The sequence below is a fragment of the Paenibacillus sp. FSL R7-0189 genome (genome assembly GCF_037969925.1).
Lineage (GTDB): Bacteria > Bacillota > Bacilli > Paenibacillales > Paenibacillaceae > Paenibacillus_AQ > Paenibacillus_AQ odorifer.
The window spans coordinates 2,082,988-2,096,430 of sequence record NZ_CP150223.1; the positions used below are offsets into that span (position 1 = coordinate 2,082,988).

Annotated in this window: 8 protein-coding genes; 1 reads left to right on the forward strand and 7 read right to left on the reverse strand. The window is 44.9% G+C overall.

Going from position 1 to position 13,443, the window contains the following annotated elements; all coding sequences use genetic code 11:
* Positions 1-72: 72 nt before the first annotated feature.
* Complete coding sequence (locus MKY63_RS08930; protein WP_339812526.1) at positions 73-1,185, reverse strand: extracellular solute-binding protein; 1,113 nt, start codon at positions 1,183-1,185, stop codon at positions 73-75.
* A gap of 279 nt (positions 1,186-1,464) precedes the next feature.
* On the opposite strand from MKY63_RS08930, the gene MKY63_RS08935 reads away from it, so the two are divergent.
* On the forward strand, positions 1,465-2,232 hold the full coding sequence (locus MKY63_RS08935) for a hypothetical protein (protein WP_280753348.1): 768 nt from the start codon (positions 1,465-1,467) through the stop codon (positions 2,230-2,232).
* Between the two features lie 45 nt (positions 2,233-2,277).
* Here the strand turns inward: MKY63_RS08935 and MKY63_RS08940 are convergent, their stop codons facing one another.
* From MKY63_RS08940 to MKY63_RS08965, 6 genes are all read right to left on the reverse strand, one after another.
* Complete coding sequence (locus MKY63_RS08940) at positions 2,278-3,057, reverse strand: ABC transporter permease (protein ID WP_036687327.1); 780 nt, start codon at positions 3,055-3,057, stop codon at positions 2,278-2,280.
* A gap of 15 nt (positions 3,058-3,072) precedes the next feature.
* The gene (locus MKY63_RS08945; protein ID WP_339812529.1) at positions 3,073-3,849 is read right to left on the reverse strand and encodes an ABC transporter ATP-binding protein; all 777 of its coding nucleotides are present in this window, start codon (positions 3,847-3,849) and stop codon (positions 3,073-3,075) included.
* A 12-nt stretch (positions 3,850-3,861) separates the two neighbouring features.
* Complete coding sequence (locus tag MKY63_RS08950) at positions 3,862-4,902, reverse strand: ABC transporter substrate-binding protein (protein ID WP_339812532.1); 1,041 nt, start codon at positions 4,900-4,902, stop codon at positions 3,862-3,864.
* Between the two features lie 22 nt (positions 4,903-4,924).
* A complete protein-coding gene (locus MKY63_RS08955; protein ID WP_076186164.1) occupies positions 4,925-6,379 on the reverse strand; it encodes an aryl-sulfate sulfotransferase in 1,455 nt (484 codons plus the stop codon).
* Between the two features lie 25 nt (positions 6,380-6,404).
* Positions 6,405-6,944 carry a MarR family transcriptional regulator gene (locus MKY63_RS08960; protein ID WP_036687318.1) on the reverse strand — a complete coding sequence of 180 codons (540 nt, stop codon included), beginning with the start codon at positions 6,942-6,944 and terminating at the stop codon, positions 6,405-6,407.
* A 580-nt stretch (positions 6,945-7,524) separates the two neighbouring features.
* A complete protein-coding gene (locus MKY63_RS08965; protein ID WP_339812534.1) occupies positions 7,525-13,440 on the reverse strand; it encodes an S-layer homology domain-containing protein in 5,916 nt (1,971 codons plus the stop codon).
* Positions 13,441-13,443: the final 3 nt, after the last annotated feature.

A 13,443-nucleotide genomic window follows, 5' to 3' on the forward strand; every position in this document is an offset into this window, starting at 1 on the left:
GGGAATAGAACAAAGGCGCCTTACGGCATCATGACGAAGGCGCCCTGCTTCTTTTTTGGGGAGAAATGAATACTAATTCAAATGTACAAGCACACGTTCCTGCCACAATTGAGGAATGGTTTTTGCCGTCTCTTCCCATACCTTGTAATCACCAACAGGATTAGCGTTAACATATTCCTCTTTTGGCAGTAGCTTAGCTGCAACATCATCCGGCAACGTTACACTGTCACGGATCGGACGAGCGTAACCTTTGGCAAGATTAATCTGTCCTTCATCGCTAAGGATGTATTGGCGTGTAAGCTTCGCCGCGTTAGGATGCGGCGCATATTTGTTGATGATCGTGGCATACCCGCTCACGACACTGCCTTCCTGAGGAATGGCTACTGCGAAGCCATCTTTGTTGATCTGGTCTCTATAGTTCAAAGCGTTGAAATCCCACAGCAGGGTAACTTCTACTTCCCCTTTTTCAATGTTGGCAAGGGAAGCTTCTGCATTGGAGAGACGTCCTTTTTTAGCTAAATCCTCGAAAAAAGCAATCCCCGGTTCAATGTTCGACTCATCGCCACCAAAGGCCATCGCTGCGGCCAATACAGCCATCTGTGCTTGAGCAGCCTTGGTTACATCACCAACGATGATTTTGTAGTTACCGTTCTTCAGATCTTCCCAGCTCTTCGGTGGATTCGCCACGAGCTTAGTGTTAGTCAGAAAAGAAATGGTACCTTGATAGCCGACGATCCAATTCCCGTCCTTATCCTTAGCCCAATCGGGGATTTCATCCCAGTAGGATGTTTTATAAGGCTGGGTTACCCCTTTATCCACAGCAACCGATCCAAACGCAATCCCCACATCTCCGATGTCGGCCGTTGGTTTGTCTTTTTCCGCATCAAACTTGGCAATTTCCTCCGCGCTCGACATATCGGTATCCGAATGTGTAAGACCATACTTACTGTTCATATCACTCCATGTATCTTTCCAGTTCGCCCAGGAATCCGGCATTCCTACACTGATGATACTGCCCTCTTCTTTAGCTTTACTCTCGATCTCAGTCAGACTTAATTCTTTGGTGCCAGCCTTTCCATTCGTTGTTTCTTCAGCCTTGGCCGAATTTCCACAAGCAGCAAGCAACAGGACGAGCAAGGATAACATTAGACCCATCGATAATTGATTGTTGATCCCTTTTTTCATGATTTCCCCTTCACTCCTATTTCTTATTTGCGGGCTCTTTATGATCCAACTGTTAGGCACCCAATTGCAGTATAGGCGTGTACTATTTTCGCGGCATTAAGGAGAATAGGAATATTTGTAAATAAAAAGAAACGACCTGTCGTCTTTTTTAGATGACCGCCGTTTCCCTTAGAAATGTTTTTATGAAAATAATTACATTAATTACACTAAAATAGAACTTTACTGATGTATAGTAGTATTTATTCATAATAAGAAATGACCCTCAGAGGAGCTTGAAAAATGCCGTTTACAAAAATTCAGATGGTAACAGGTTTATTTCTATGTACTTTGCTTATCTCAGCTTGCAACAATGCAGCTACTCCTCCTAAAAATAACACGCCAGATACAAGTAATAAAATCATTCAAATAAACAGTGATCTTTACACCCTCCCATTACGTGATCAGAATACAGAACAATACAACTACGCTGTCAAAACCTCTGCCGGTATCGTATGGTTGCCAGCCCCAAAAATGAACATTGCCCCTGGAACAGAAGCAAATCCATTTTATTTTCCAACAGAGCCATTCACTTTCTATTTAAGTTCTCCTAATGAAAAATCACTAGCTGTAGAAAAGTCCAAGAAGCTATTGACGTTACCTTTAAATGATGGCGATGCTGTTCTGGTGGTTAGCGGCGTTTTTGGATTAGATGATTATATCCTCTATCATACCTTTTCCATTTTCACTGATGGAGCTCAGCCGATACGAGAACAAGCTTGGGTGATGAAAGTAGACGATCCAACATCTAATAAAGAAATTGCTCAATTCCATTCATCTGGAGGTAAATTTTATAGTTATGCAGTTGATGAAAAAGAAAAACTCTATCTATCGGTTTCCATACTTCCTGGAAATGCAGATGGTAGCTATAGTTACGAAGTTTATATTTATAATCTTCTGACTGGCAACAAAGAAAAAATAAATGATTATTCTCTTAATCCCTCATCACTGGATTCCATCCAATTTAATTACAATGACAAAAAATATTCGTATAAACTTCAGTCCAAGTAAAAAACTGCCCGACATTTCCAGGCAGTTTTACATGTATGAATATAACTACCGTCTACGCGCTGCCACACTGACAACACCGTATCTGTAAAGCACCTTCTTACCGAACCAGCCAAAAAGCCGATCCGTAAAGAAGCCCATAAAGCCAAGGCAGAATAACCCGACAAAGATCCAATCCGTACGGAAAAACAACCGGGAATTCCAGATCAGATAACCTACACCTTCGTTCGAAGCAATCATTTCCGCGCCGATAATCGCCATATATGAGGTGCCCATCGCTAACCGGATACCCGTAAAAATATAAGGGATCGTCGCCGGAACGACCACATGAATCAGAATTTGCCACTCACTGGCGCCCATACTGCGGGCTGAGCGGATTTTGTCCTCTTCCACGGACATCACACCGGTTAAAGTATTCAGCACCACGATAAAAAAGGTAGCGTACATAATTAACGCAATCTTCGACTGCTCCCCAATACCAAACCATACTAGGAACAAAGTAATGAATGCAATCGGCGGGATAAAACGGATAAAGTTCAGGAAAGGCTCCGCAAAAATACGGATCAAGTTCACCTTCCCAATGATTAGTCCTACGGGAATCGCCAGTAAACTGCCGAGTACCCAACCAATGAGCACCCGGTAAAAGCTAATCCCGATATATTGCAGCAAGGTTCCGTCTTCCAGCAGCTCCCGTCCGCCTTTAAGTGTACTCCATGGTCCGGGGATCACATCGGGGCCATAGATTACAGCTCCAAGCTGCCAGACGCAGAGCGCGGTAATCCATAGAAGGGTTACGGAAACCCACTTCTTCTCCACCCATTTCCTCATCTGTCTCACCCTATCCTATTCTTCGAAATGACCTTGAATTTGATTGTATAACGAGTAGAATTCCGGTGAGGTTACGTCCCGCGGATACGGCAGTGTATTGTCATAAATATCCGTAATATTAGAGGACGGTCCTACTGACATAATACCAATTCGTTCTCCCAGCAATAACGCCTCCTGAATATCATGAGTTACAAAAATCACCGTCTTATGTGTCTGGCGCCAAATATTGACCAATTCCTTCTGCATCGTTCGGCGCGTCATCGCATCCAGTGCACCAAATGGCTCATCCATCAGCAGAATCGCTGGATCATTCGCCAGCACCCGAGCCAGCTGAACACGCTGCTTCATACCCCCAGACAGCTCCTTCGGGAACTTCTCCTCATGCCCGTTCAGCCCAACAAGCCCGATGAACCTATCCGATATTGTATGCCGTTCCACCTTTGCGATTTTCTTCATCCGCAATCCGAACTCCACATTCTGACGAACGGTTAACCAAGGGAATAATGAGGAATCAGCCTGCTGGAACACAACCGCCCGATCTCTGCCGGGCTTATTCACCTCTACATTATCCACCCGTAGATGCCCACCGGATTTGGAGACAAAGCCGGCGATCATATTCAGCAGTGTTGATTTCCCGCAACCACTCGGCCCGAGCAGAACGAAGAATTCGCCACCTTTAATTACGAGATCTACATCTTTTATAATGTAGTGGACTTCCCCAGCAGTCGGTTCACTGTAGCTTTTACGGAGCTGCTCAATATGAATGGTATGCTGCTTAGCAGATAATGACATGCTGAACTCCCCCTATTTCTTGTACGTAACCTTTTCTGGTAATGCCTTCGCCAGCGGCTCGAGATTCAGTTTGCTATCCAGATCAAAATCCTTCTCAATGATTCCGTTGTCGACCATATATTTCTTCTGCTTGGTCAAACTGTCATACGCTGCTTGAGTAAATCCTAGTGCCCACGGATTATTCGGCAGATCTTTTATCGTTGATTCCTTAGGCTGCTTCACTTCCTTATACATCAGATCAGCAACCTCATCTGGGTGAGCCTGAGCATAGGCTCCGGCTTCATTCACCGCTGCTAGGAAATTCGCTATACCTTGCGGATTCTTAGTCGCAAAATCATTTCCCGTTACAATCCCCATCCCCAATCGAACCGTGGTTTTAGACATATCTGTCAGTTCATGAACACCTTTAAGCGCGTAGAGCTTATCATTCAGAACCGAACCATAAAACCATGCTCCATCCACAGCACCTTGCTTCAAAGCGATATAAGCTTCATCAAAGGCACCCTGTCCTATCAACTCCACATCACTGAGAGCAGCATTATGCTCTTTCAAATATTCATCCCAAAGGTACGGAATGAAGGTACCGCGTATGAAACTCAGCTTCTTCCCCTTCAAGTCTTCAGCCTTCTGAATATCGTCCTGTACGAACAATTTCCATTCAGTGGACGCTTCATCAGTCGCTAATCCCGCCGAGGCGATAATAGCATAATCGCCCTTCGCCACTGCGTTCAGCAAGGGGAAGTCTGCCCCGAAAGCCACATCCACCTGTTTAATAAAAAGGGCATTTACACCTTCCGCAGGGGAACCAAAGTTGACCAGTTCAGCGTCAATCCCGTGTTTGGCAAAGATGCCTTTATCTAGTGCCACCCGAAAAGTGGGATTCGTATTGATGTCAGCAATTTTTATCTTTAATGTCTCTGCTTTGCTGTTCGCCGCTCCCTCTTTAGCGGCATTAGAGGCAGCCGCGTCGCCCTTGGAGCTGCAGCCCGATAAAAGGATAACCACTGATAAAGATAAGAGCAGAAAGCTTGAGCTGATCCATGATTTTTTCAACCGACACATCTCCTCAAATTTGTTAATTTACCTTGCGGCTGCTGCCTTCATCCGTCGTCGCCACACAAGCAGCTCCTTCAACAAATGGCAGGGTTGTCGCCACACTTACCACAGAATCCGATCCTTTAGGTGCAGACCCCGGGACTCTGAACTGCGTTACGTCTATTGGCTCAATCGCTTGTTCAACTGGCGTTTCCAGCTGTGGTACCCATGCATAAGGCACACGGTAGGAACGATAGACCATGTTGGTATTTCTGGAGTCCGTAAATGGCGAAATATATTCCCATACCAGTTCATGTTCTGGCGTAACCTCAAAGAGTCTGCCGTTAGAACCTTCTGTAATTAAGGTGTTGCCATTCGGAAGCCGTTGAGCTGAGCTGATATATGGACTGTAGAATTTATAAGAATCGGTTGGGACAGAGAAACCTGCTTCTGCCGCTGTATATTGCCACTCAATCTCAAGGGTTACGGGATTAATCTCCAGAATTCGTGAGTGGTCGCGGAGTGCATTTTTTTGCCCAAAAGGAGAAGATGGATTTGGAAGACCATAACCGCCCCAGCCCCCGTTATCGAATACAAGTAAGTTGCCTTCTCCCGGCAAACCTTTCGGAATGATGTGCGCATGATGCTGGCCAATGATCCAGTCGATATGCTTCACTTCTGGCAGCGAGTAATCCGGACCGATTCTCCAAACGATGGCTCCGGTACGCTTATCCGTGATCGCAATAATATTTGCTTCACGCGCATCCCAGATCACGTTATCCGGATGGAAACGCTCATCCCCTGCATCGTAAAACTTATTGGGTCCTACATAAGAAGCCGAATTGATATGCAGCCAGTCTCCAACACCACCACCTAGATTTCCGAAAGAGCGTGAGTTAGGATCACGAAATAGTACATTTTTGGCCGCTTCATCAAAGCCTAGCTCATCAAAATGTTCATTTGGAGCCCACTCCCAGACGATATTCCCCTCCCAGTCCACCTCAAGGATCGTGTCATCAAGCAATTGTTTGTCGGAGATTTGAGGATTGTAGATGTTTTTATGAGCAAGAATTAGCGTTTTTCCACTGTCTACCTTGGGTTCAAGCCCCGGTGCAAAATATCCGACCGGATTGCCTTCGCGCTGATAGTCATGATGTTGGCGGGCATACCAGAGGGGTTCATAACCCGGATCTTCTATATGTTCATAGCTGTTATATTTCCACACGATGTTCCCATCCCAGTCCACCTGTACCAGATCTACATTATCCTGTATTCCGAATTTAGGATCTCTTCTTCCTGTGCTGCCCAGCACATAACCACCCGGGAAGATTTTAGCCGGAAATCCAAGCAGCCCCTTCCACAAATGCACCTCTTTACCGTTCATATCAATCAGTACAACACCTTCTTCACCAGCTTGAAATACGGTATAGCCACTCCAGGCTTTGTTAGGGTTATATACGGTTGCTCCAGTTGGATAAATGGTTGAATGTCCCATCGTTCATCTCTCCTACGTTCAATTTTTAGTAGCTAAGATAATTACTTTTTTTGGTGGTTGTTCGTGGCTTCTGTTCAAGGGTTGGAGAGGTCTCTGCATTCTCCTTGGCGAGCTTCAGCAGGATATCCGAGAATCCTTCCAAATTGCTAATGATCCGCTGATAAAAGTCATTTTGCTGCGCCAATTCCTCCTCCGTAAACCCCTCAAACAAAAGCGAAATACATCGTTCTCCGATGTTGCTGTTCTGCTCCGCCAGCTTGCGGCCTTTATCCGTAATATCCAGCATTACCGTTCTACGGTCGCCTTCTTTACGTCTGCGCACGGTATATCCACCCGCCTCAAGCTTATCGCTCAATGCGGTAATCGCACCTGAGGTGAAGTCTAGTTCATCCGCTAAGTCTCCTAGCCTTTGTTCACCATCACGAATGATTTTGTGCAGAATCAGCATGCCTGGTAAGGAGATGCCTGCTACGGCGACCTTATCCCGCTCTTTCACGAATCTGCGAACCGCCTTGCGAAATGCCCAATCTGTCTCCTCCAGCTGTCTCCAATATTGTTCGCTCATGGCTTACTTACCTCTGCTTTCTCCCAATCAGCCCATAAAAAAAGACTCCCAGCACCTACCCCTGACAAGGGAAAAGTACGGGAGCCTTTGGTGGTCCAATCAGCTCAGTTGAATTATTTCACTGTTCATTTAATTACTGTTTAAGTATTGGTGATATCATATACCCCTTTATTCCTACCTGTCAAGTAAGTATTTTATATATTCAAAAAAAGAACACCCTCAAAGGTGCCCTCCAACTTGGAAGCTTATAGACCACTTTCCAGTACAAGCGCATGGCTGTCTTCATCATAAACCTGCATAAAAGATGATACGGCCGGTAAATAACGCTCTAACTGGTAAATATATTTTACCCGACTCCTGAATTGGCAGATTGGAGATATTTAATTTCACTTGCACTCCTTGCAATCTACCTTTTATTTTGAAAGATTCTGAAAATTAAAAATTAATTCAAAAATATTATATATGAAAAATCATATGAATAGTGGAAATTTCCTTTTTACATAGAAGAAAAAGGAGACTACACGCAAAAAAAGACAAAAAGCAGGCCAGAGTCACCTCTGCCTGCCTTTGCCAACCTATCTTATAATTTGATTATTCCATATAACAGTTTTGCGATTTCAGCGCGGGTCACTTTGCCACGAGGGTCAAAGTTATTGTCGCCCTTGCCGTCAAGGATTCCCTTTGCTTGCAAATCAATTACCGCTTGCTTCGCCCACTCAGATACACTATTCATATCCTTAAAGCTTGCAGCAGCAGCAACGGAAGCTTGCAATCCTGCTTTATACTGCATCAGTTTCTGCAGGACAACTGCCGCCTCCTCACGAGTAATCGCATCTTTAGGTCGGAACTTGCCATCACAGCCTTGGATCAATCCAAGCTGGACAGCTTTGTCTATCGACTGTGCATAATAAGCATCTTTAGATACATCTGCAAAAGCACTCTGTACGATTGCCCCACTTGCTTCATCCAATCCGAGAGAACGAACGGCCAGTGTAACAAAGTCTGCACGGGTTACATTCGCCTGTGGTCCATAATGCGTATCGTCGATCCCTTTAATCACATGATTAGCCGTCAGCTTGGAAATATACGACTCTGCCCAGTGACCAGCAGTATCCCTAAATTGCTTATGGTATTCCAGCACCGCAAAGGAGGAAAAGTGATTTGTTGTGAAGGTAACGGTATTATCCTTAAACACTCCACCCAAATATTCCAACGTGCTGCCATTTACATAATAGACACCCGCAAAATCTGTATCAAGCTTAGCAAGCTGTTCCTTAGTCAGCGTCAAGGTAATCGTAACAGCACCTTTAAGCTGGTGGATAGCCGTTTCTTTGCCTCCTGCAGATGTACTGAGGTTCAGCGTAACGTTAGCTCTGAATGGACTCATTCCAGCGTCATTGGCCTGTACAGATATCATACTCGTATCAATGCTTAGTAGCAGCATATCACTGCCTGCCGGAATGGCTGGTAAGGAGCTTGTTGGTACGCTCAAGGTAACGTTAGATGAAACAATATTCAAATTCAACTTCTTATCGACAGCCTGTTGAACAGCGGCTGCATCAAGAGCAATTCTAATCTGATCTTGAGCTGAAGTTGCTCCGCCTGCGCTAATCTTTAGACTTCCCCCTGTAGCAGCTTCCTCTATCAGTTTCTTCAAAGCTGACGGATCAGCTGTATACGTCCCATTACTTCCTAATGCCAGTTCAATGTTTCCTTTTCCCGCTCCAGGTGTGGCTGTAGGCGTTGGAGTCACTGTTGGTACTGGTGAAACTACTGGAGGTGCCGTTGTCACCTCAGGTGCTGGTGTCTGCGTCACTTCTGGCGATGGCGATACCTCTGGTGTCGGCGTTACCTCTGGTGTCGGCGTTACCTCTGGTGTCGGTGTTGGTGTCGGTGTCACCTCTGGTGTCGGCGTCACATCCTCTTTTCCAGTGTAAAAGCCCCAGATATCTGAAAGCACACTACCGGAGTGATCATCCTCAACCTTTGTATACCATTGGTAGTAGCTATCCGGATTCAGCTTACTCCAAGTGACCTGAGTCTCCGCGCCACTCTCTACTTGTGGATTGGCCGCAATTTCCTGATCGCTGTAAACCTTGACTCCGATATAGTCGGTAGCCACACGTTTAGTCACAGGCTGTAAATCCAGATCCAGAACGAACTCATCTTTGCCTGGATATTCGTCTTCATCATAGTAGTTATAATCATCCAAATAAGGCGAATAAGTCTTCACGCGAAGTTTGTTATTAGCAACATCGAACTGAAGCAGTCGGATATAGCCGAGACCCCCTTCTTCAGCGCCTTGATAATCTGCCAGCATTTGATAGACACTGCGGTCTGGAATACCGTCACCGTTATCATCCAGCTCGTCTACTTTAAGCTCAGCATCATGATAATGGCCGGACAGTGCTGCGATTACGTTTTTATTAGGTTTCACAACCATCTCAAAAATCTTATCCGCAATAGGTGCCCGGTTATTAGAAACCAGCAAGTATTCATGGAGACAAAGAATCGCTTTACGCTCTGGATAACGGGCAACGATCTCATTCATCCATTCGATTTCTTCCTCAGCCAATCCCCAGCCCATGTATACAATAACAAAATCATTTCCGTTCGCAGACACTAAATCGTAATGGCCCCTGTTGTTGTCATAAGAGCCACCAAAGGTCGGCATATTCTTGAATCTCCACTCTCCAAAATACTCCCAGAATTTCGTGTAATCCCCGGTTTGATGACCTACGTCATGATTACCTGCAAGAACACCATAAGGAATGTTAGCTTCCTCCAGAACCTTCATGTCCCGGTCAGCTTCCTTCCACTCATACTCCTGATAGGATTTATCCACGATATCTCCTGTATGAATAACGTATTTCAGGTTCAAGCTCTCTTTGTTGTCAGCTATCCATTCTACATTTTTACGGTAAATGTAAGGGTAGCTCTGTGAATAATATTGTGTATCAGACATCCATACAAAAGAGAAGTCATACGCATCTTGTGTTACTGTAGGTGCTGTCTTAGCCACAGAAGCAATTTCATCCTGAACCATTACGGCAATGCTATTTCCATTAGCATATTCTCCAGCTGTAACCGTGGATTTCAGCTCAAAATCCTCTGTTCCAGCGATTAAATGATCCAGCTGTACCCATTTTTGTTGAGCTGGACTCCATGCGTAGAGACTTACTTTTCGTCCCGGCAACGAATTCCCTTTCCATTCAATATCTACACGATCTGACGCCTTAACCGACTCATCCAGCTTAATTTCATAACGCTGATAAGGGAATTGATCGACAGCATCATTAATTAAATATTGTCCGTCCACCGCACTTATTTTACTGTAGTCATCACTGCTAAGCGCTTGTTCGCCCGCAGGTACGGATTGTTTCGGCGGCTCTGTATCGGATGCATTTATAAACCCAGCAAAGCCTTGCTCCGGATGGTTAGCATCGTACTTAAATCCTCTAAAAAAGGTAACGTTTATCTTATCCTGATTAGGATCTTCAACCTTAACCTTTAAAGTCGGATTAGTACCTACAGCGGTCTCCCAGTTTGTAGGAGAAATAAGCAGTGGCGCAAAGGGATTCTCATTCGGCACATGGAATGTAATTACCTTTTCTGCCTGATTGCCAATCCTATCTAAGGCTGTGATAGAAAGCGTATGCTCCCCAGCCGATAACTTCCCGGATGAAGTAGCATAGGGCAGTTCAATAACATTACCATCCAGCTTCACGCTGACCTTATCTACACCCGCATAAGTATCCTTAACTTCAGCAGCAATTTCAAAATTGCCACGGTAAGTTTCTCCTTCTTCTATTGATGCTTTGATGGATGGTGGCGTGTTGTCAACAATTACGTTTGATGATACTTTCGTTCCACCTTCGGTAAGCGTTACTTTATGTTCTCCGTCAGTTGCTTCCTTAGTATTCCAGTTGTACGCCTTTGAACGGAACAAATCCGCTTTTAGATCAAACTGGAAGCCGAGGGATTCATGCTTACCTGCGCTGTCCCCCATCTTGATTTCCTTATCACGTTCTGCATAAGCCGGATCCCAAATTTCGGTACCATCTGCCAGCAGGAGACGAACATTTTTCACTTCAAAATCATCCTTATTCTCCTCAGGCCGAGGATCAAATGGAGATGATTTAGAGCCCGCCCGAATGTAAATCACATTATCCGTACCCTTTTTTAAAGCGGCAGAAGAAATAGGAAAAGTCAATGTAGTATACGTAGTAATCGGGTCCATAAAGGTATACAGAATACTGGCATCTCCTAGTTCTTCCGGTCCCATCGTGATCGCATTTTTAAAATAATAGTCCACATTTTTAGCTTCAAATACAAAGTAGGCATCATTCTCCAGTGCATTATATGCCTCGTTATTGCCCAGTAACTTACTGTCAATGCTCAAGCCTAAGACATCAGCCTTAGCGGTGGCAGAGGTTCCCTTTACGGTCACGGAGCCATTGATCAACTGCCCTTCCTTCACATTCAAACGAAGGGGTGATTGATCCTGTCCTCCTGTAACTTTTACTTTCATTACTGGAGATTGTGTTTCATTCGTTCCATCAGAAACAACAAAGTAATACTGGATTTCATTTCTGCCAATCAAATCCGCAGAGGTCAATTTAAAGTGATACAAGCTGTCGTTGAATTCTTGGGATAGATTGTGGCTAACAGCCTCCGGCTGCTTGTCCGAAGACACTCTAACTTCCACAGAAGTAACAGCTTTATTGTCATCAGCAAAAGCCTTCAAATCGAGACCCAGCGACTGATCAATCTCCGTTACACCCGTCAGATCTTCTACTGTTGGTTTCTCTGTATCCGGCTCCACATGGATCGGTGTGTTTGGAAGTTGTGTTACATCCGTCTGGCCTGGTGACGGAACGGCTGACCCCGTACTGATCTTGAGCATTTTGCTCAGCCCATTCACAGGATACTTATATAGAAGGACTTTATTCTCTTTGGTGTCATCACCTTTAGCTCCACCATCGTAGGTGAGGTCAGCATCATAATACGCGGAGGAAATTTCTTTTTCCGTGTTACTTTTGATTACGACTGCCCGGCGGCCAGAGTTCGCCATACCATCGCTTTTGATCAAAAAGAGATTAGTGCCTTCAATTAAGTTTGTGTTGAATTCTGTATTGAAATCATTAGCAGTGTACGTACTATTGGCACTATTAATAACCCAGAACACCACGGACTGCTGTGCAGGAATAAGAAAGTTCTCTGGCGTCGAAGGCCACTTCACATCGGAAGCGTTACCTTTATCAGGATAACGATAATAGACCTTGTAGTCCTTGAAATTAACTGGTGCATCAGTATTGTTATAGACCTCAATGAATTCAAAAGCGTCGCTGCTCGTTCCTTTTACATTCGTCGAGTTTGGCAGCAGCTCTGTGATTAACAACGGCGGCACATTGTTCGGATCGAACGCCGGCACATTCACATGAACAAAATAACTCTCTGTCACATTGTTAACGCGGATGCTGTAATGCAGCTCCGGCTCTTCCAGCGCAGCTGCAGGAATCATTGCCGCATATTCATCCCCACCTTTTGAGGTCATGGTGATTACCGTATCTTTCGCCTGAGAAGGAGAGCCATACTGTAGCTTCACTACGGGTAGTGATCCATCTGCCCCGCTTTCCAGATTAGTAATCTTCGCACTGATAGGGAGATCGGCTGGATCGACACTACTCTGTGCAATATGTTCAATCACTGGCTGCTTGTTCCCAGGAACTAGCTCAGGCACTTGTTCTGCCTCTACGGTTCCAGGCGTAGCCACAACCGTTCCCGAATTCGCCATGAGGTTCATAACGGAGCTATCCGCTTGCAAATATTGATAGAAGATCCCGTTATTCTCCTTCACCTGTTCTTTTCCATAGGAAACAGAAACAATTAGCGTATCTCCTGCTTTGCTTTTAATTTGTAAATTACGCGCAGAAGTGTTAGCCATCCCCCCGCCACCGTTGATCCGGAACAGATTCACTCCTTCCTGCAAAGCTGCAGAAGGATTAAAGTTTTTGATGAAATCCTCCGTAGGAACATTCAGATTATTGCCGTTCATAATCCAGAAAACAATATTTCCATGCGCCGGTATTACAGCATCACCATTAGGTGCCCATGTATCTTTGTCATTATAAAAGAAATAATAATCCTTAAAATTAACCGGCTTGTCCGTATTATTGTAGACCTCAACAAACTCGTAACCATCTACAGAGGTTCCATCTGTCCCTTTTACATTTTTAGTATCCGGAACAACTTCTGTAATCAGTAGCGCTCCTGGATTATTAGGTACCGCGTACACCTCTGCCATTACAGTCGGTTGACTTAAAAGCGTGTTGAGCTCAACCTGTTCATCAAAATGCGCCTCTAATTCGGAAGATGTCTGCTCTGTCTCCAGCTGCTGCTCTTCGGCATACCCTGCTGGAGCCATTATTCCCAACATCAGACTGCTGGCAATTATGCTGGAAAATAAACGTTTAGCTTTTGCTGTTATTCTCAAAAC

What these genes read in the sequence shown, in the direction of transcription:
- MKY63_RS08940 (WP_036687327.1), bottom strand. Translation starts at nt 3,057, where the DNA reads ATGAGGAAATGGGTGGAGAAGAAGTGGGTTTCCGTAACCCTTCTATGG.
- MKY63_RS08945 (WP_339812529.1), bottom strand. Translation starts at nt 3,849, where the DNA reads ATGTCATTATCTGCTAAGCAGCATACCATTCATATTGAGCAGCTCCGT.
- MKY63_RS08955 (WP_076186164.1), bottom strand. Translation starts at nt 6,379, where the DNA reads ATGGGACATTCAACCATTTATCCAACTGGAGCAACCGTATATAACCCT.
- MKY63_RS08960 (WP_036687318.1), bottom strand. Translation starts at nt 6,944, where the DNA reads ATGAGCGAACAATATTGGAGACAGCTGGAGGAGACAGATTGGGCATTT.
- MKY63_RS08930 (WP_339812526.1), bottom strand. Translation starts at nt 1,185, where the DNA reads ATGAAAAAAGGGATCAACAATCAATTATCGATGGGTCTAATGTTATCC.
- MKY63_RS08935 (WP_280753348.1), top strand. Translation starts at nt 1,465, where the DNA reads ATGCCGTTTACAAAAATTCAGATGGTAACAGGTTTATTTCTATGTACT.